Origin of the sequence: Blautia intestinihominis (assembly GCF_040096655.1) — a bacterium.
GTDB lineage: Bacteria > Bacillota > Clostridia > Lachnospirales > Lachnospiraceae > Blautia_A > Blautia_A intestinihominis.
Genome location: NZ_JBBMEI010000008.1, coordinates 30,221 through 51,008 on the forward strand (window position 1 = coordinate 30,221; position 20,788 = coordinate 51,008).

A 20,788-nucleotide genomic window follows, 5' to 3' on the forward strand; every position below is an offset into this window, starting at 1 on the left:
GTTTATAAAAGCGGGGGGAATATATGCCATTTAAAATCATACGCAACGATATCACAAAAATGAACACAGAAGCGATTGTTAATACAGCGAATGACCATGCTGCTGTTGGCACAGGCTGTGACAGCGCAGTATACGAAGCGGCCGGATATCAGGAGTTGCTGGAATATCGTAAGAAACATATCGGTTTCGTGGAAGAAGGCGGTGCGTTCATTACTCCCGGTTTTCAGTTGCAGGCGAAGTATATTATCCATGCAGTAAGTCCATATTATGTCGATGGAAAGCATGGAGAAGAGAAGAAACTTCGCTCCTGTTACAGCAAAAGCCTGCAGCTTGCGAAGGAGAACGGGGTTAAGTCTATCGCGTTTCCATTGATATCCACAGGCGGTTTCGGATATCCGAAGGAAGAGGGAATACGAATCGCGGCAGATGAGATAAATACATTTCTTCTTAGCAATGAGATGCTGATCTATCTGGTCGTTTTTGGCAGGAAGGCAACAGCACTTGGGGAAAAACTTTATCCCGATCTGGAATCTTATATTGACCACAATTATGTAGAGAGTGTTCGGGAAAAAGAATACGGAAAGTCTTCTGAACAGTCTATCAGGTTGTGGAGAGAGCGGAGCTCATCCAATATTGACAGAAGACCAAATAAAAATAATGGGATGCAGGAAAAACAACCAAAGTTGTTTTTGAGTGGAGTGGATTCACAACCTTGTGGATTTGGTGAAGATGAAGCTTCATTTCTGGATTTTGAAGGATTACACGAAGGAAAACTGGAAGAGAGAATGAGCCATCTTTCGGATACTTTTTCGGAGTATTTAATGTATCTGATCCAGGAAAGAAAGATGGAAAATGCTGAGGTCTGGAAACGGGCAATTGTAGATAAAAAGATATTTTCAAAAATAAAAAACAATGTAAATTATCACCCAAACAAATTGACAGCATTATGTCTTTGCGTAGGGGCAAAACTGAATCTGGATGAGACCAGAGATCTGCTTGCCAGAGCGGGTTATGCATTATCACCCTGCGATAAGACAGATATTATTTTTTCCTATTTTATTGAGAATGAAATTTATGACATGATCGAACTGGATATTCAGCTTGAGGAACATGGTCTGCCATGTATTATTTCGTAGAAAAATAAGGGTCGCTTTTCAAACGACCGGTTAAGAGCAGCTTTTGTGTATAATGAGTCCAACAAGAAAAAACACCGAGAAATAAGAAACCAGAGGAGGATAAATTATGCGTAAGGGATTAACAGAAGTTGTTTTTATTTTGGACAGAAGCGGTTCTATGAGAGGGCTTGAGGAAGATACGATCGGGGGATTCAATTCCATGATCGAGAAGCAGCGGAAAGAAGAAGGAGAGGTCTTAATCTCTACGGTACTTTTTGACAGTCAGTGTGAAGTTCTCTATGACAGGGTTCCGGTGGATAAGATAGAGCCGATGAATGACAGCCAGTACTATGTAAGAGGCTGCACCGCTCTTCTGGATGCGATCGGCGGCGCAATCCATCACATTGCCAATGTACATAAATACGCCAGAGAAGAAGACAGACCGGAAAAAACCTTATTCATTATCACTACAGATGGAATGGAGAATGCCAGCCGGTGTTACACTTATGACAAGGTAAAGCGAATGGTCGAGAAAGAAAAACAGAAATACGGATGGGAGTTCCTTTTTCTTGGAGCAAACATTGATGCCATTCAGGTTGCTGCAAGATTTGGAATCGGAGCTGACAGAGCTTTAAACTATGAAAGTGACAGCGCAGGCACAGTACTGAATTACCAGGTGCTTTCCGAAACAGTCTCAGCAGTACGCAGATCCAGAAACAGAGAAGAAATGAATGAAGCATTTTCCTGCTGTGACCCGATCCGCGAAGATTACAGGAGACGCCATAAGGAATAGGAAGATATGATAAAATTTTAAGTTGCAATAGCATATAAAAGAAAGACACTTTCCAGTAAATAATGTATAATAAAAACAGACGGGCGGGTAATGAATGCCCGCTGTTTTTGATAAAATATACATTCGTGGAGGAGTTTATGAGCAGTAAGATTACAGGAAAAGAATATCCATTATTAAAAATATTCAGTTCGGATTTTGAATATTATATTCCGGCGTATCAGAGACCTTATGCATGGACGACAGAGCAGACGGAGACTTTGTTTACAGATCTGTATGACTTTTACCAGACGGAGCAGGCAGATAATTATTTCCTGGGTACGATCGTGCTGATCAAGGATGAGGACAGATCAAAGGCTGCTGTTATAGATGGACAACAGCGTTTGACAACGTTGACGATTTTGTTTTCTGTACTGGCATCAAATCTTACAGGTCAGGCACAGCAGGCATGTTATGAACTTCTTCAGGAGAGTGGAAATGTACTGGCAGGAATTCCGGCGAGACCACGTCTTCACCTGAGAGACCGTGATCAGAAATTTTTTGAAGAGTATATTCAGAATGTAAAACTGGAAGAATTGATGAAACTGGATCTGTCATCCATGAAAACCGAGGCACAGGTACATATTTATGAAAACTGTAAATGCCTGATGGAGAAATTTGCAGACGCATTTGACAAGGATCAGGATAAACTGATACAATTCAGCATTTTTCTATTAAATCGCTGTTTTCTTGTTGCGGTAAGTACAGCCAGTCAGGAATCTGCATTCAGAGTTTTTTCTGTAATGAACAGCCGCGGTCTGGATCTTCTTCCGATTGATATCATAAAATCAGAGGTTATCGGTGGAATTCAGGAGAATGAGCGTGATGAATATACAGAGAAATGGGAAAAACTTGAGAATGATGTAGGGCGTGATGGCTTTAACGAGATTTTTTCCCACACAAGAACAATATTTGCAAAAGATCGGGTAAAGAAAAACCTTCTGGAAGAATTCAGGGAATATGTACTCAAAAATACAACGCCGAAAGATCTTGTAGACAAGATTCTGATGCCATATACAGAGGCATATTCAATTCTCAGGAATCAGACATATGAGTCGACTTCAGGGGCAGAGGATATCAACGACATTCTTTACTGGCTGAATAAGATTGACAACTATGATTGGATGCCGCCTGCAATAAAATTTTTGGCAGAACATGCACATGATTCAGCATATACCCTTCAGTTTATGAAAAAACTGGAACGTCTGACTGCATATCTTCAGGTTACGGCACAGGATGTAAACCGTCGTGTAAGCAGGTATAAATGGCTGCTTCTGGAGATGGACAGTAAACCGGAACATTCTCTGAATGCACCATTGGAAACAATTGAGCTTACGAATAATGAGAAAAAACTTTTTATGGAGGCATTATCAGGGGAAATCTACACTATGCCGTCCAGACGACGTAATTATATTATTCAGAGACTGGATTCATTTACCTCTGACGGTGCTGCCAGATATGATGCAAAAATTTTTACAATTGAACATATTCTTCCGCAGAATCCACAGAAGGGCAGCGAATGGGATACTTCATGGCCGGATATGGAAGACAGACGTTACTGGGTAAACAGAATTGCAAATCTTGTGCCATTAACGAGAATGCATAATTCAGCAGCACAGAATTATGATTTTGTAACGAAAAAAACTACATATTTCCAGAACAAAAACGGAACTACATCGTACAGCCTGACAACACAGGTCGTAAATATGGACAAATGGACACCGGATGTTGTGAAAACACGACAGGAAAAACTACTGCAGCTTTTTGAGAAAAAATGGGACCTGAAAATAGAAAAAAATGACAATGCACCGGCAAATCAGAAGCTTTTGTTTCATATAGCGATCAGAGGATGCAATGCAACCGGATATTTGGGTGATGATTCTAAATTTGTTGTTGTAAAAGGAAGTACTATTTCCAGAAATATAACCGAAAGCTGCCAGAAGTTTTATAGTGATATCAGGGACAATCTTATAACTACGGGGATTGTTGTCGATGATGTATTTACAGAGGACTACGCATTTGACAGTCCGTCGGCAGCGGCAGTAGTCGTAGGAGGAAGATCTGCAAATGGTCCAAGGGAATGGACAACCCTGGATGGACGGCAGTATGGAAAGGTAATAGGACGCTAAAAAACAAAATTGCAATTTTCAGGGTTATACTGTTCTTGTAACAATAAATATGGCTCTGAGAATTGCGTTTTGTGGAAAAGAGGACAAATATGCAGGAAAAAGAAAAATATCAGATGATTCAGGACAAAATAAGCGGCTGTGTATTTGCAGGGGCGTTGGGTGATGCTCTGGGATATGTAGTGGAATTTGACCTGTATAGCAGTATCAAGAATAAATATGGAAAAGACGGAATCCAGGATCTGCTGCGGACGGGAGAGGAAGCGATCATTTCGGATGATACACAGATGACTCTTTTTACCATGGAGGGAATGTCTGTGGAGACAGAAGATGAAGTGGAGGAAAAAATTTACCTTTCTTATCTGAAATGGGCGCAGACGCAAGGGATGAGTGTAAAACTGCCATGTGACTGGCCAAGCAGACTCGCCATGGTTCCGAAAATGAACTGCCGCCGGGCACCGGGTAATACTTGTCTGTATGCTTTGACATCAGGCAAGATGGGAACAATTCAGGAACCGATCAACCACAGCAAAGGCTGTGGCGGCGTTATGCGGACTGCACCGCTTGGATTCACAGACGCTTACGGTTTACCTCTTTTGAATGGTGCCAAAGCGGCAGCCATAACTCACGGTCATCCGCTTGGCTGGATTCCGGCAGGCATGCTTTCGGATATTGTTTTCAAATGTATTTATGGAGAAAAGAAGCCGTTGAAACTCATCATCGAGGAATCTCTGGCTGATACAAAAAATCAGTTTGGAGAATCCGAAAGCATGGCATATTTTGAACAGCTCATAAAGAAAGCTATTGCACTGAGTGAAGCAGCCTGTGAGGAAGATGCATCCACTATCGAAAAAGAACTCGGCGGAGGATGGGTTGGAGAAGAAGCACTGGCAATTGCGATATACTGTTGTCTGAAGTATCCAGATGATATCAGAAAAATGTTGATTGCAGCTGTAAACCACAGCGGAGACAGTGATTCTACCGGAGCTGTTGCCGGAAATATTCTTGGAGCATATCTGGGAATGGATGCAATTCCAAAAGACTGGCTTGACCGTCTGGAACTGGTCGATGTAATGCAGGAACAGATTGATGCAATGATGAAGATAATTCAGAGGGAATGAAAAAGGGGGAATGTCGTATGACAACGACTTCTTTTCCTGTGATTCAGATAGAAAAAACAGGGAAACGATTAAGAAATATGAGAAAGGAGAACGGAATCAGAGTTGCCGCTGTATGTGAATACATGGGCGGCATATCTGAGCAGGCAGTTTACAAATGGGAACGCGGAGCGTGTCTCCCTACAATTGATAACCTGCTGGCACTCAGCCATCTGTACCATGTGCAGATGGAAGATTTGCTGGTATACGAAGAGGCCGAAATGGCCTCTTCTTGTTTTCTTCGTATGTATCGAGGAAACACCAGTGATACAGTCTCCGGTTATGCATGCACAGCCGCGTAACGGGGACTGTTTAAAACGCGGAGCATGTGATCCATCGGCGTGATGTTTCCATCAAATTTGTAGTTGAAGGAATTAGTTCCGGTACCACTTGCGAGCGCAGTACCTTTGGTATGAGCTCTGACTGGAGTCTGCATCTGCCAGCTGCTGACATTATGAAATACAACAGCAGGAAGCTGATAGCCTTTTGCTTCAAATGCAGCTTTTGCATTTTCATAAATGGTTTTATCCGGATTTTCCACTGCACCGTTAAACTCCATGTCAGAGATGATAAATAAGGTGGAAGGCATTTCTTCCTGAGGTGTGCCAGCATTGACTGCTGTCCGGAGAATCAGGTCAAAAACTGCCTCAAGGTTTGTTGAAAATTCCCAGCTGCTGCTCTGGATATAACGAAGTTTCTCTTCGAGTGTCTGACCGCAAATTTCCACCAGTTCCGGGTTGGATGAAAAAGTGATGAATGTATTGTGAAAAGTACCAGTGCAGTGTTTTGCATGATACAGACCCAATGCCTGTGAGATTAGAGCCGGCATAGGCGTTCCGTAACGATGACAATACATGGAGCCGGAAACATCGATCACACAAATTGCATTCTGCTCACATACTTTGGAAGGCTGCTGCTTCCAGAGAGTTTCCAGTGCAGCATTTGCAGAGTCAGGTTCGCGGTATGGGAGACTGCGGCCATCCGGCATTAATGGACGCAGGATCTCATATGGATAAAGCGTGTCACAGTGGATGGATTTCCGACCGTTATTGACATCTGCCAGAAAAGCAGAAAAACGTTCGGTATCCTGCTGGTGGAAGGTTTTGTGATATTTGAGCATTGCGCCTGCCGGGACAGCTTCATAATTGATTTTGCCCCGCTTTTTGCTCGTAAGATAACGCTCTGGCAGAGCAATATTTGCACGAAGTGCGGACAGAAGTTTGCGGTACTGTCCGGCGTTCATTTCAAGAGCAGAGGCAAGAACCTTTGCCTGTCCTCTTGTACGTGCACTTGAGGTGTTGATGGAAGGAAGCCATTTGGCGAGAAGAGAAATATGTGCATTGATATTTCCTGCTTTTCGCTTTTTGAGAGCTTCACAGTCCTGGTTCAACTGAGTGCGGATCAGCTCGACAACAGCTTCCTCAGATGGAGTTCCCATCAGACACATGAGGTCATCGAAACGTCCGTATTCAGAAATTAAAGAAATATTTTTTCTGGCAGATTCCGGCCAGGTTTTGGCGGTATGCCGGATCAGGTTGCGGAAAAGCTCACGCTCGCCAAGTCCCTCCCGGATATCGCGGATATAGAAAAGGAGCTTCATTGCCAGCTCTGGATTTTCGATATAAGCGCGATCAAAGAGATGGATCTGGTCACGGTATGAACGATGACGCATGCCGCCGGCCACAGCAAACAGATCCAGACAGGCATCGCCGGAGGTAGAGTGAGTCTTTGCTCCGTTCAATGTCTCTGTGAAGCTTGCTTCTTCTTTAAGATTATCAAGAAATGACATTGGCTGCTCCTTTCTGTGAATTAGTCTGGTTACAACTTGCAGAAGGTTTTAGACTTCTTTATACCTTATATCATTATGAGCGAGACGCGATGTAAGATCTCATCTGATATGTGTATTGTTTTTTAGCGTAAATACCTCTCTTTATACCACTTCAACGTGGAGCACCTCCGATCAGAAGTTATCTGTGTTATGGTTAAAAAAGATCACCTGAGCAACAATAGAAAACTCATAAGGCTAATTTATTTCGCTGCTGTACGCGCCTGATTAATATAAGATTATGATAAAAATATCTGTGAAGTCTGCCTTCTGCAAGACTTCTTTTGAAGGACTCGTGTTCCTTCGATGCATTAAGATTAGCACAGCTTCCGGGGCAAAACAATGAACCTGTGGTTTAGAAAAAGCTATAAAAAAGTCTTCCCTTGCTTTTATCTCTCCAACAAGCTATACTAATCAGACAGACATAGTATGAATTGGAGGATTTTTACATGAAAATTGCAGTAACTTATGATAATGGAAATGTTTTCCAGCACTTTGGAAAAACAGAGAATTTCAAGGTTTATGAAGTAGAGGACAACAAAGTTGTTTCCAGTGAAGTAATCGGTTCCAATGGAACAGGACACGGCGCTCTGGCAGGACTTCTTGCAGAGCAGGGAATCGATGTCCTGATCTGTGGCGGCATCGGCGGCGGTGCACAGAATGCACTTGCAGAGGCTGGGGTTCAGTTATGCTCAGGTGCTCAGGGAAATACAGATGAGGTGGTAGAGGCTTACCTTAAGGGCGAACTGGTTTCAGCAGGAACAACCTGTGACCATCATCACCATGAAGAAGGTCATTCCTGTGGCGATCATGAAGAGGGACATTCCTGCGGAGGAACCTGCGGTGGTGGATGTGGTTCACACAAGCCGGCATTTACAGGCCCGAACGTAGGAAAGACCTGCCGTACTCATTACAAGGGAACTTTCAATGACGGAACTCAGTTTGACTCTTCTTACGATCGTGGACAGCCGCTGGAATTTGTCTGCGGAGCTGGACAGATGATCAAAGGATTCGATGCAGCAGTTGCCAATATGGAGGTCGGAGAGATCAAAGAAATCCACCTGATGCCGGAAGAAGCATACGGCATGCCGGACCCGAATGCAATCTTTACACTTGAGATCGCACAGCTTCCAGGTTCTGAGGATCTTACCGTAGGACAGCAGGTATATCTGTCCAACCAGTACGGACAGCCATTCCCGGTTAAAGTAACTGCCAAAGAAGAGACAACGATCACTTTTGATGCAAACCATGAGATGGCTGGTAAGGAACTGAATTTCAAGATTGAACTTGTGGAAGTAAAATAATCTAATATAGTATGAAATCCCGGACTGCCAGTATCCAGAGCAGACCGGGATTTTTTTGCATGCAGGCAAGGTCGAACTTTGCCGGAAAATTTGGTTGTACATCCACAAAAAGAGAGATTATAATAAAACCAGAATTTATAATTATCAGAAGGGGGATATCAGTGTATACAAAGAAAAAGAAAATAGTTATTACAGTGGCAGTAATCGTGCTGATCATTTTTTCGATGATTTATTTTAGCGTAGATGCGAAAAGGTTAGGGGAGATATCAGGCTATTATACAGGAGTAGACCTGAAAAAAGACGGGACAGAGACCAGTGATGATGACGATGACAGTGACATTTTTTTCTATAACAGTTGTTATGATCTTATAATTAATTCAGCAAAGATTCCTTATCTGGACGTTTATGATTCGGAGGCTGGAAATCCGGGAATCGGAGGCTGGATTATTGGAGTGGATGATGATACAGTAACATTGTGGCTGAATCCACTCGAGACAGATTTTGGATTTGCTCCTTTTACTGGTAATTCAATAATACCAATATATAAATTCGAATATGAATTAAAGCAAAATAAAATTGTTTTATCACATGATGGAAAGGAGATCCCATTCAGAAAAATTTAACATCAGGAGGAACAACGATGGCAATTATCACTTTCAACGAAATCATAGAAGTAAACGGAATACTGGAACAAAAACATCTGAATTTCAAACTCCACCTTCGCGACGCCTGCGGAGCACAGGCTTTGTGGATCGAACCACTGGGAAACTGTGCCTGCGAGGGACATTATGATGAGATGCATCAGGTGATCGAACAGTATTTCCTGGATAAAGGACTGAATGTAAAATACTGGGACGATGAAAAGTTACAGTTTACCCTGGACAAAAAGTAATCCGACTATAACAAAAAGTGAGGCACAAAAATGGCAAAGGTCAGAGTAATCAAGAAAAATGACGACTATTCCATGGATTATCAGGTTGGCGATATCCTGGAAGTGACAGGAACCTGGTATGGCGGGATCAATGTAAACAGCAAGACAGGAATCCCACTCTGTCTGGACAAAGATGAATATGAGGAAATCCCTGAGAATACAGATCTTTCTCACGAGGAATACGAAAGAGCTGCAAACTACTGGAAAGAAAAAGATGCACAGTCAAAAAAGCTGGACCAGGATGCTCTAAAAAAGGCCGTGGAGGAGTATATTCAGGCAAACAACACCTGCGCACTGGCAACCGCGGCAGGAGATTTTGTGCGCTGTACGCCGCTGGAGTATACGTATCATGACGACTGCTTCTGGATTTTTTCTGAAGGTGGCGAGAAGTTTTATGCGCTGGAAAAGAACAAAAATGTATGCCTGGTCATCTTTGATAAATATGAAGGATTTGGCAAGCTCAAAGGAATGCAGGTCACAGGCCTGACATCTATTGTAGAGCCATTTTCACAGGAATATGTGCAGGCGGCAGATTTCCGAAAGATTCCACTGAAGGCTCTGGAAAAAATGCTGCATCCGATGAATCTCATCAAAATAAAACCAAAGAAGATCGAATTTGTAAATTCCGACTTCAAGAAAGATGGCGCAGATTCCAGACAGACACTTATCTGCGACTGATATGGGAAATTGATCTGGCATGACCAGTTGTGAACAATTACCTTGAATTTCCCCATATTTAATATTATAATCAAAATGATTGAAAAAGTTCGGAAACGAAAAACCGATAATATTTAAGGAGGAATCAAATATGATTACCTGGAACAATCTGGATACACTTGCTTCTTTTAAGGAACTCGAAGGAGTAAAAAAAGTAAACCTTGCAGAAGTTATGGCAGGAGAGAACGGCGCAGAGCGTGTAAAGAATTACAGCGTTCCGATGGCAGAGGGATTTGCTTATAACTTTGCAGCAAAACAGGTAGACGACGAAGTACTGGAAGGACTTAAGAAACTGGCTGAGGAAGCACAGCTTACAGAGAAATTCGAAGCTCTTTACAATGGAGAAGTGATCAACACAGGAGAGAAACGTCTTGTTCTTCATCATATGACACGTGGACAGCTTGGAAACGCAGTAGAAGCTGACGGCGTTGACAAGAGAACTTTCTATACAGAACAGCAGAAAAAGATCGCAGAATTTGCGAACAAAGTACATGCTGGTGAGATCACAAACGGAGCAGGCGAGAAATTCACAACTGTTGTCCAGATCGGTATCGGCGGAAGTGACCTTGGTCCTCGTGCAATGTATCTTGCACTTGAAAACTGGGCTAAGAAAAATGGTAAATTCAAAATGGAAGCAAAATTCATCAGCAACGTAGACCCTGATGATGCAGCAGCAGTTCTGAATTCTATTGATGTTGCACATTCCATTTTTGTACTGGTTTCCAAATCAGGAACAACTCTTGAAACTCTGACAAATGAATCTTTTGTAAAAGATGCCCTCAAGAATGCAGGACTGGATGCATCTAAACATATGATCGCAGTTACAAGTGAGACATCACCTCTTGCAAAGAGCGATGACTACCTTGCAGCATTCTTCATGGATGACTATATCGGTGGACGTTATTCTTCCACATCTGCTGTTGGCGGTGCTGTATTATCTCTGGCATTCGGACCAGAAGTATTCGCACAGTTCCTCGATGGAGCAGCAGCAGAGGACAAGCTTGCAACAAACAAAGACGTAATGCAGAACCCGGCTATGCTGGATGCCCTGATCGGTGTTTACGAGCGCAACGTACTGGGATATCCGAGCACAGCAGTTCTTCCATACTCTCAGGCACTGAGCCGTTTCCCGGCACACCTTCAGCAGCTGGATATGGAATCTAATGGTAAAGCTGTAAACCGTTTCGGTGAGCCTGTAGACTATGTGACAGGACCGGTTATCTTCGGTGAGCCAGGAACCAACGGACAGCATTCCTTCTATCAGCTTCTGCATCAGGGAACTGACATTGTACCGCTTCAGTTCATCGGCTTCAAGAACAGCCAGATCGGTACAGATGTAGTGATCCAGGACAGCACAAGCCAGCAGAAACTCTGTGCAAACGTTGCTGCTCAGATCGTAGCATTTGCCTGCGGTAAAGCAGATGAGAACCGCAACAAGAACTTCGAGGGTGGACGTCCGTCAAGCATCATCATTGGTGATCAGGTAACACCTGAATCTCTTGGTGCACTTCTTGCTCACTTCGAGAACAAAGTTATGTTCCAGGGATTCCTGTGGAACGTAAACAGCTTTGACCAGGAAGGCGTACAGCTTGGTAAAGTCCTTGCAAAACGTGTACTTGCTCACGAGACAGACGGAGCACTTAAGGTATTCAGCGACCTTCTGAACATCTGATCTTGAGCTGAAAATTAATATTAAATAATGAGGACTTCTCTGCCGTACAGTTAAATCTGTACCGTGGGGAAGTCCTTTTTCTTTGCAGATCCCCGGGTATCCGCCGGCTTTTCTGCTATATTATATAAAATGTACAAATTTCGACAGGCTTTTTGTGACATCATGCTTATTTACAATTGTGGATAGCATGGTGTATAATATCGTAAAAATATGAAAACGATTACATATAAAATAAAAATGTTACATGTATAGTATATGAAATACATGTAAAAACTAAATGATAATGATACCATAAATATATAGTCGAAAAATAACAGGAGGTCAGAAAAATGAGTGCATTAACAGGAATCCTTGCCACAGAAGTAAGAAAGATCGAAGAAACCGCAGCAATGAGCAGAGAAATTCAGAAACAGCGTCTTACCCATCATCTGATGCCTCCGACGGGCTGGCTGAATGATCCGAATGGACTGTGCTATTTCAAGGGAAGATATCATGTGTTTTTTCAGTATGCTCCGTTTGATGCAGAGGGCGGATTGAAATTCTGGGGACATTATTCCAGCGAGGATCTGGTTTCCTGGAGATACGAGGGCGTGCCGCTGTACCCGGACAGCAACTATGACTGCCATGGTGTATATTCCGGCTCTGCGATCGTTGAGGATGAAAAGCTGCATCTTTTTTTTACCGGAAATATCAAAATGGACGGGGATTACGATTACATCAATAACGGGAGGCAGGCCAGTACTCTTCACGTAGAGAGCGAGGACGGAGTTCATTTCAGTGCGAAGGAAGTTGCAGTCGATTACCGCAATTATCCGGAAGATTATACGCAGCATGTGCGTGATCCAAAAGTGTGGAAAGATGGCGCTGACTATTTCATGGCACTGGGCGGTCGAAAGAAAAATGACCAGGGAGCTGTGCTGATCTACAAGTCTGAGGATCTCAAAAACTGGGATTATGATAAAGAAATTACGACAGAAGAGCCGTTCGGATACATGTGGGAATGTCCGGATCTGTTTGAAATCGACGGAGAGCAGGCACTGTCCATCTCTCCACAGGGACTTGAACGAGAAGAATATCGTTTTCAGAATATCTACCAGTCAGGCTATTTCCTTCTGAAAGAGGATAAGATCAATGTGAAAGAATTTCAGGAATGGGATATGGGATTTGACTTCTATGCGCCGCAGACGTTTGAGGATGCGAAAGGAAGACGGATCCTGATCGGCTGGATGGGTCTGCCGGATGTCGAAGAGGAATACACGAATCCTACAGCAAAAGACGAGGGCTGGCAGCACTGCCTGACGATTCCGCGCGAGATCACTTTACATGATGGCAGATTGTACCAGTATCCTGTCGAAGAAATGGAAGCCCTTCGGGGAAGATGTTGTGAAATAGATGAGACGCAGAAAAATATTGAAGTCTGGAAACCGTTTGAGCTGGACCTGAAACTGGATTCACGCAAATGCAGAATATCTGTCGGAGATGATCTTATGTTTGAGGCAGATGGCAGAGAAGCTTGCCTGCGATTATCTGAGAAAGCCGGTGCAGGACGGAAACAGAGAAAGGCAGTCATTCCGTCAGGCAGATTAAAAGAGCTCCGGATGCTTGTGGACACAACAGCTGTGGAAATTTATCTGAATCACGGGGAAGTTGTTTCCTCAACAAGATACTATCCGGGAAAAACGACACAAGTTGTGAAACTGGAAGCAGACAAGATCCAGGGACATATTTATGAATTAAAAGAGATGACCGGGATAAAATAACAGAATCATACAGAAGCCGCACGAATGGAAATGCAGAGGGTGTTATACGAAAGGAAAGTATAACACCCTCTGTGTATTATAAAGAAAAAATGTTATACTGAGACGAGAAAAATGAGGAGATGTACAGGATGCAGGAAAAGAAGGAACGCTTTCATGGAATCCCCATGCTGCCGTATGGACTTCTGAGTGCTGTAATGCAGGAGAGTCCGGGAAACAGAAAAGAAATTCAGATTACAGAAATGGCAGAGGAAGGATTCTGCTTTCGAACCGCGAGGGCTATCTGCAGCCCACAGAAACTGGAAGTTTGTTTTTATGATATGGAGAGGGCAGAATACGGGACTGTAGTCATTACAGAATTTGAAATCTGCAGAGAGAAAGAAGAGGATTTTTTTACGCAGTTTCTTGTATGGACGGAGCAGGAAGAGTATCGGCGGCAGGTGCAGAAACTTGTGCGGCAGTACAGCAAATATATCCGGCTGAAACTGGAAGATGACGGAGAACTTGAAAGCGAACTGACAGGATATCCCTCAGAATTTGACGGTGAGCATTGCAGCAGTCTGGAGGAACAGCGACAGTATTGGTTTGCAGAAAAAGCAGGTCGTGCTGAGATCAATATGGAAATCCCGGAGCACACAGAATGTGCCATAGAACTTGACTGCCCGGAACGCTATACGGCATACTTGCAAAAATCTCTTCCGGAATTTTACCATGATTATCTGAGAAAAAATCATCTCCAGGGAAGCGGTCTGGAAGCGCGTATCCCGGATCGGATTTATATTGGAAACCAGTTCTGTCATCTCCTTTTTCCAGAGGAAGAACTTCTTTTCGCTATGCTGGAAAAGGCAAAAAAAGAGTTTACGGCAGTTACGCTTTCTTTTACTTATGTCAGAGAAATTTTGCTTGAAGACACCTTTGCATTGTTAAGAAAAATCGATCACTGGTGTAGCAAAAATGAACTTGAAATGGAGTGTGTAGTCAACGACTGGGGAATGGCAGATTTTATCAGAAAAGAAACGAAATATTTGCTCCCCTGCCTCGGAACGCTTCTTAACAAAAGAAAAAAAGATCCCCGTATCAATTACAAAAAAGGCGAGCGAGACCTGTACAGCCAGAACAGTTTCAATGCAGATTTTTACCAGGAATTTCTGAGAGAAAGTTTCGGAATTGAGCGGGCGGAGTGGGAGTCCTGTGGTTATATGCAGGATATCCCGGCAGGAAAAAACAGCCTGCATTTTCCATTTTACCAGACGAATACGTCGCAGTATTGTCCGTTGTATGCAGTGCAGAAAGAAGGAGACAGAGGCAGACAGAGATTGGTATACAAATGTCCGCAGTATTGTAAAAATGCGGCGTTTTTGTATCCGAAACATTTGAATATGATAGGGAGATATAATTCGCTGTTTGCGCTGGACCGGGACTTCCTGGAAGATTCAGAACAATTAAAAAGGTATACAGATTCAAATATAGACAGACTTGTCCTGAATCTGTTATGAGGTAAAAAGATGATGAAGATTACAGCAGGACTGGGATCAGCAGATGAATATATCCGTTTCGTGGAAGCAGGTGCAGATGAGTTTTTCAGCGGATTTGTACCGTATTCGTGGACGGAAAAGTACGGAACTGTCATGCCGCTCAACCGTCGTGAGGTATTGTGTTATCATGTGCAGCTTGGGGCGTTCAGTGAACTGGAAATTTTGTCAGAAATGATTCGGAAATACAAAAAGCCGGTACATCTGACATTCAATTCCCTGTACTATATTCCACAGCAGTATCCGGAGATCGTGGAGATCATAGAGAACTGTATGAAACTTGGATTTATGAGCTATATTATTGCAGACCCGGCGTTGATCGTTTATCTGAGAGAGAAGGGAATCCCGTGCGAAATCCATATGAGTGGTGAGATGGGAGAGATCAACCGCAGAACAGTGGAAGTTTTTCAGCGTCTGGATCTGAAGAGGGTGATTTTTCACAGGAAAAACAGCTTCGAGGATATGCAGTCTGTGATCTGCTCGGAAAGAACTGCCGGTGGGAGACGGGCGGAGACAGAGTTTGAGGCTTTTGTGCTGAATGAGATGTGCCAGTTTACGGGAGCGTTCTGTAATTCGCTTCACTGTGATGAGCTAGGGCATCTGTGCAGGGTTCCCTATTGGACGGAACCGGTACGAGATGAATCTGAGGATGAAGATGCCACTGTCCCCAAATACGATGACAACGGCTATCTGTGCGGTGCGACCGGCTGCGGTCTATGTGCACTTTACAGACTGAGAGATGCCGGGATTACACACCTGAAACTGGTCGGCAGAGGCAACTACACCGATTTTATGGAGAAAGATATCCGAAACCTCAAAACTGCTCTTGAGATTCTGGAAAATACAGACACAGAAGCTGCTTTCCGGACAGAAATGAAGAAGCAGATTTTTCCATACGGATGCAGTGGAAACTGCTATTACCTGTAAAATAGGACATAACTTTACACTATATGACAAATGTAACTATTTTCTAAAAATTATCTTAAAATAATTCAGACCTGTAGTAATTAACAGTCGACTATGATAAAATGATTTACAGTGACTATTCTGAAAAAAGAGAGTCACAATATGATTTATAATAAATATTGAGGTGAGAATCGTTGGTTTTAGAACATAAAGAAATTCAAAGCCTCAGTGACTTTTTTACAGAGTTGGGGAAGCGTAGGGAAAAGGGTGTTTATTTTTACCGTATCAATGGTTACTCGGAAGAAATCGGCAGATTTCTGTACAATTATTATGATGCCGCGAGGAAATGCGGAGTGATCGTTGAGGGTAAGATACCGAATCCCACGGAGGGGAATCTGTCTTATTACTATGAAATGATGGGGAATGATTTTCAGCTCAGCATGGGCTTTATCATGTCAGGGCTTCAGAAATGGCTCCCCAGGATGAATCGTTCACAGAACGAGAATGTAGCCGCTTCCATCTATGATTCACTGGAGGAACTGAGAAGAGCGGGAAAAACTGAAAATATGCTCAAGAATGCATATATCAAGTTTATGTGCTGGCTTTATTACAAATTTGAGCGGATCGTGAATCAGCTCGGACAGCAAAATGTTCCCAAGATCCTCTATGTTGGTTCGATCAGTAATTATGAACTTCTGCTGATTTCTGTTCTTTCAAATGCAGGATGTGATGTGGTCCTTGCAGAACCGATGGGAGATGAAGCGTATCTGAAACTTGATCCGCAGTCTCAGAAATCTACTTTATATACAGGAGAAAACGTCGGAGGATTCCCGGCGGATTTTTCACTTAAGAAACTGAGAGCAGAGGTTGAGAAGGCAGAGGAGAATCAGAAGTTGTTTGGTTCAAAGGATGGGCTTATCAACTGCACAAATGCCTGGATCGAAGGAAGTGGACTGGCAGATATCCTCAAAGCACCGGAGCAGCGCGGCGACAGGGAGGATCTTTTTTATAACTGTTATCTGCGGATAGGTGGTGTGGAGGATAAACTTACTTATGCAAATGATCTGTACCAGTTTTATCTGGAACTGAAGAATCAGAAGCGGCAGACAGTGATCGTGAATGGCAGCATTCCAAACCCGACAACAGATGAGATCATGAAGATCCGCAGAAACCACTATACAGGAGTGGAGCAGATGATCGCGGATCTGCAGATGAATATACAATATCCGGTGAGCCCGGTTCTGCAGGCAGTACTCTGCAGGGCTTTTGCAGAAGTGATGAAGCTGGAAGCAGGAGAGCCGGAGATCAATCTTAACAGACTGATGAATAAGGGCGTGTATCTTTTGTGTTGGATCCGGAGATATCAGAACCAGATTTTTAAGAACTGGAAGAAAAATGACACAGGTTGTTTTATCCATCTGGGCGCATGTCAGAATGTAAATGAAGTTCTTTTTATGAAATTTCTGGCGAGAGTGCCGGTGGATGTCCTGATTCTGTGTCCGGACCGGAATGAACACTGCATGCTTGAAGATGCTCTTTTATATGAGATAAATTATGAGACTTCAATGAAATTGGATCAGTTTCCGGAGCAAAACGCACAGCTTCATATAGGAACTGCCGCGTATCATGCAGAACGGGAACTGGATACACTGATGTACAATGACTCTGTGATATTCCGGGATCAGCAGTTTACGAAAGCCAATACGATCTCGCTGCAGACTATGGACAGGGAGATCAAACTTCTCTGGAATACGGAGATGAAATACAGACCAAATTTCAGTACGGCTGACGGAACCGTGAACATGCCGGTGATTTTTTCAAAAATATCCGGCGTGAAGGACAGGAAAACAGAGGGTTACTGGATCTCGATCAAACAGTTGATGACACCGGAAACGGTGGTGATCGATCATCCTCCGTTTCTGACTTCCACATCACCGAATCCGATTAAAATGTACGCGGCGGAATTTTTCCGAAACGGGAAACTACAGCGCAGGAAGATCCGGAATCATCCGGCATATCCGTATGGATTTCTCCGGGAAGAGATGCAGGAGTACATCCTGGACAAGCTGGAGGCGTTGATCGAGCAGCGGCTGATCCGGGGAACATTTGAGAATGGAACAGAATATACGATCATATCTGTCGCACTGAACCTGCCGAAACAGGTCACGCGGCTGATACAGAATTTTGATTTTACGAAGAAGAATCCGAAACTGATCTACATCAATGCTTCAGAAGTACTGATCACTTTGGAGGATTCTGTCTATGCAGCATTTTTGAACCTGCTGGGATTTGATGTGCTTTTCTTTGTTCCGACAGGCTACAATATGGATAACCATTTTAACCAGAGATTAATGGAAGAACATCAGACAGGAGATTTTATGTATGATCTGCAGGTTCCTGACTGGAATACGATTCCATTAACAGCACACACGTCATGGCGTGACAGACTATTCAGGAAAGGATAAAGTGTTATGGGAATTGATTTCAGCAAGGTAACACCACCGGCATCACCCGTGGAATCTGCACCGGCAGCCAGCACTGAGATTGAGACAGTGCAGCCATATGATATCATGGCAGACCGTCAGCAAATGAATGAAACACTGACGAATTCCGAGGAGGTCGACGCACTTGTAAGCACGATCGAGGTCAATAATCTCGAAACGATCGTTTCTTTCGGTGCAGAGGCGGCAGAGGAGATTGCAAAAGCATCGGATGTTGTTCTGAACAGCATGAGTATGAGCCAGCTGGATGAGTCCAGTGAGATGCTTGAATCGCTGTCCAAGATCATGTCAAAGTTTGATCCGAGTGAACTTCAGGAAAACAAAGGCCTGTTTAACAAGCTGTTTGGAAATATGAAGAAACAGCTCGAAAAGATCCTCGACAAATATCATACAATGGGAGAGGAAGTAGACAAGATCTATGTGCAGCTCCGTGAGTATGAGGGCGAGATCAAGCAGTCCAACCGTAAGCTGGAGCAGATGTTTGATGCAAATGTCGATTATTACCATCAGCTTGTCAAATACATTCTTGCCGGTGAGCAGGGCTGCCGTGAACTGGAAGCTTACATTGCACAGCGCCAGGCAGATTTTGAGGCGACAGGAGATAACTCCATTCAGCTTGAACTGGCAGGACTGAACAATGCACTTATGATGCTGGAACAGCGTACACAGGATCTTCGCGTTGCTGAGAATATTGCGATCCAGTCCATTCCGATGATCAAGACAATGGCATACAGCAATATGAACCTTGTCAGAAAGATCAATTCAGCGTTTATCGTTACGCTTCCAGTCTTTAAGCAGGGGCTTGCCCAGGCAGTCATGCTCAAACGCCAGAAGATCCAGGCAGAGGCACTGTCAGAACTTGACAAGAAGACAAATGAAATGTTGATCAAAAATGCCAGGAATACAGTTGAGCAGTCCAAGATGACAGCGAGACTTGCAAGTGGAAGTTCCGTCAAGATCGAAACGCTGGAAACAACGTGGAGAACGATCGTCAATGGTATCGAGGAAACGCAGAACATTCAGAAGGAAGCAAGAAAACAGCGTATCGACGATGCGGCCCGCCTTGAGAATATCAAACAGGAATTTCTCAAAACTTATGGTGGTGCAGGCAAATAAAACATGTTAAAATTTCTCAAAAGAGGAAATCATAAAGGAGGAAACAGCTATGCCAATCAATTTATCAAAAGGACAGAAAGTAGATCTTACAAAGGGAAATCCGGGCTTAAAGAACATCATGGTAGGACTTGGCTGGGATGTAAATGCTTTTGACACAGGTGCAGATTTTGACCTTGATGCAGCAGCATTTATGCTTGGTTCCAATGGTAAATGCCCGACGGACAAAGAATTCATCTTCTATGGAAATCTTGAACATCCGTCAGCTTCCGTAAAGCATATGGGAGATAACCGTACTGGCGAGGGCGAAGGTGATGATGAAGAACTGGAAGTTGTTCTTGCAGATGTTCCGTCAAATGTTGAGAGAATTGCTTTTACAGTAACGATCTATGAGGCAGAGGCAAGAAGACAGAACTTCGGCCAGGTTTCCAATGCATATATCAGAATCGTGGACAAAGATACAAACCAGGAACTGATCCGTTATGATCTGGGAGAGGACTTCTCCATCGAAACAGCTATTGTTGTTGGAGAACTTTACAAACACAACGGCGAATGGAAATTCAATGCGATCGGCAGTGGATTCCAGGGCGGTCTGGCAGCACTCTGCGGACATTATGGAATCGAAGTTGCATAAGTTTTTTTATAACAGAAACAATGTTACACGTTAACTGACTGGCAAAATGCCGGGAGGAGATAGAATATGTCGATTAGTTTGCAAAAAGGACAGAAAGTCAGTCTCAGCAAAGAGAGCAAGGGACTTTCAAATGTACTCGTAGGACTTGGATGGGATGCGGTAGAGCAGAGATCAGGGCTGTTCGGGCTTTTTAAGGCGGCAGATATTGACTGTGATGCGACCGCGATCCTGCTTAAGAATGGTAAATTTGTGGATAAGACAGATGTTGTTTATTTCGGAAATCTTGTGCACAAATCAGGCACTGTCCGTCATATGGGAGATAACCTGACTGGCGAGGGAGAAGGCGATGATGAGCAGATCCTCATTGAACTTTCCAGGGTGCCGCAGGAATATGACAAGATCGTGATCGTTGTAAATATCTATTCAGCAGTCCAGAGAAAACAGCATTTTGGAATGATCAAAAATGCATTTATCAGAATTGTAGATGGAAGTACCAATCGCGAGATGTGTAAATATGACCTTACCGAGAGCTATTCCGGTATGACCGCAATGATTTTTGGAGAGATATACAGACATAATGGCGAATGGAAATTCGGAGCTATCGGTCAGGGTACAAAGGACACATCGATCGGCGATCTTTGCAGACGGTATGTATGATGATGTGAAGAG

General features: G+C 43.4%; 18 protein-coding genes. 17 read left to right on the forward strand and 1 reads right to left on the reverse strand.

Going from position 1 to position 20,788, the window contains the following annotated elements:
- Positions 1–23 precede the first annotated feature (23 nt).
- The 5 genes from WMO75_RS04115 (at position 24) to WMO75_RS04135 (ending at position 5,529) form a co-directional block, all read left to right on the forward strand.
- On the forward strand, positions 24–1,136 hold the full coding sequence (locus WMO75_RS04115; RefSeq protein ID WP_118252698.1) for a macro domain-containing protein: 1,113 nt from the start codon (positions 24–26) through the stop codon (positions 1,134–1,136).
- Positions 1,137–1,242: 106 nt separating this feature from the next.
- Positions 1,243–1,908, forward strand: a complete 666-nt coding sequence (locus WMO75_RS04120; protein ID WP_022214646.1) for a vWA domain-containing protein — start codon at positions 1,243–1,245, stop codon at positions 1,906–1,908.
- Between the two features lie 137 nt (positions 1,909–2,045).
- Positions 2,046–4,073, forward strand: a complete 2,028-nt coding sequence (locus WMO75_RS04125; protein WP_022214647.1) for a DUF4357 domain-containing protein — start codon at positions 2,046–2,048, stop codon at positions 4,071–4,073.
- Between the two features lie 89 nt (positions 4,074–4,162).
- Positions 4,163–5,191 carry an ADP-ribosylglycohydrolase family protein gene (locus tag WMO75_RS04130; RefSeq protein ID WP_349077667.1) on the forward strand — a complete coding sequence of 343 codons (1,029 nt, stop codon included), beginning with the start codon at positions 4,163–4,165 and terminating at the stop codon, positions 5,189–5,191.
- 17 nt (positions 5,192–5,208) lie between these two features.
- The gene (locus WMO75_RS04135; RefSeq protein ID WP_022213625.1) at positions 5,209–5,529 is read left to right on the forward strand and encodes a helix-turn-helix domain-containing protein; all 321 of its coding nucleotides are present in this window, start codon (positions 5,209–5,211) and stop codon (positions 5,527–5,529) included.
- Here the strand turns inward: WMO75_RS04135 and WMO75_RS04140 are convergent.
- Positions 5,508–7,016, reverse strand: coding sequence for a DUF2828 family protein (locus WMO75_RS04140; protein ID WP_349077668.1), 1,509 nt, complete (start codon positions 7,014–7,016; stop codon positions 5,508–5,510). The two genes, WMO75_RS04135 and WMO75_RS04140, sit on opposite strands and share 22 nt — an antisense overlap.
- A 485-nt stretch (positions 7,017–7,501) precedes the next feature.
- Between WMO75_RS04140 and WMO75_RS04145 the strand changes: the two genes are divergently transcribed.
- From WMO75_RS04145 to WMO75_RS04200, 12 genes are all read left to right on the forward strand, one after another.
- The gene (locus WMO75_RS04145) at positions 7,502–8,356 is read left to right on the forward strand and encodes a NifB/NifX family molybdenum-iron cluster-binding protein (protein ID WP_118252695.1); all 855 of its coding nucleotides are present in this window, start codon (positions 7,502–7,504) and stop codon (positions 8,354–8,356) included.
- Between the two features lie 59 nt (positions 8,357–8,415).
- Positions 8,416–8,979 carry a hypothetical protein gene (locus WMO75_RS04150; protein WP_147342101.1) on the forward strand — a complete coding sequence of 188 codons (564 nt, stop codon included), beginning with the start codon at positions 8,416–8,418 and terminating at the stop codon, positions 8,977–8,979.
- 17 nt (positions 8,980–8,996) lie between these two features.
- Positions 8,997–9,248, forward strand: coding sequence for an RDAC family protein (locus tag WMO75_RS04155; protein ID WP_022213629.1), 252 nt, complete (start codon positions 8,997–8,999; stop codon positions 9,246–9,248).
- 30 nt (positions 9,249–9,278) lie between these two features.
- Positions 9,279–9,965 carry a pyridoxamine 5'-phosphate oxidase family protein gene (locus WMO75_RS04160; RefSeq protein WP_349077669.1) on the forward strand — a complete coding sequence of 229 codons (687 nt, stop codon included), beginning with the start codon at positions 9,279–9,281 and terminating at the stop codon, positions 9,963–9,965.
- Positions 9,966–10,095: 130 nt separating this feature from the next.
- A complete protein-coding gene (locus WMO75_RS04165) occupies positions 10,096–11,676 on the forward strand; it encodes a glucose-6-phosphate isomerase (RefSeq protein WP_173906985.1) in 1,581 nt (526 codons plus the stop codon).
- A 329-nt stretch (positions 11,677–12,005) separates the two neighbouring features.
- A complete protein-coding gene (locus WMO75_RS04170; protein WP_173905851.1) occupies positions 12,006–13,436 on the forward strand; it encodes a glycoside hydrolase family 32 protein in 1,431 nt (476 codons plus the stop codon).
- A 128-nt stretch (positions 13,437–13,564) separates the two neighbouring features.
- Positions 13,565–14,929 carry a hypothetical protein gene (locus WMO75_RS04175; protein ID WP_349077670.1) on the forward strand — a complete coding sequence of 455 codons (1,365 nt, stop codon included), beginning with the start codon at positions 13,565–13,567 and terminating at the stop codon, positions 14,927–14,929.
- A gap of 9 nt (positions 14,930–14,938) precedes the next feature.
- On the forward strand, positions 14,939–15,892 hold the full coding sequence (locus WMO75_RS04180; RefSeq protein WP_330591035.1) for a U32 family peptidase: 954 nt from the start codon (positions 14,939–14,941) through the stop codon (positions 15,890–15,892).
- Positions 15,893–16,065: 173 nt separating this feature from the next.
- Complete coding sequence (locus WMO75_RS04185) at positions 16,066–18,336, forward strand: YceG family protein (protein WP_303223323.1); 2,271 nt, start codon at positions 16,066–16,068, stop codon at positions 18,334–18,336.
- Positions 18,337–18,342: 6 nt separating this feature from the next.
- Positions 18,343–19,488, forward strand: a complete 1,146-nt coding sequence (locus tag WMO75_RS04190; protein ID WP_022213636.1) for a toxic anion resistance protein — start codon at positions 18,343–18,345, stop codon at positions 19,486–19,488.
- A gap of 49 nt (positions 19,489–19,537) precedes the next feature.
- The gene (locus WMO75_RS04195) at positions 19,538–20,119 is read left to right on the forward strand and encodes a TerD family protein (RefSeq protein WP_022213637.1); all 582 of its coding nucleotides are present in this window, start codon (positions 19,538–19,540) and stop codon (positions 20,117–20,119) included.
- A 66-nt stretch (positions 20,120–20,185) separates the two neighbouring features.
- Entirely contained in the window at positions 20,186–20,776 is a 591-nt protein-coding gene (locus tag WMO75_RS04200) for a TerD family protein (protein ID WP_118699035.1), read from the forward strand.
- Positions 20,777–20,788: the final 12 nt, after the last annotated feature.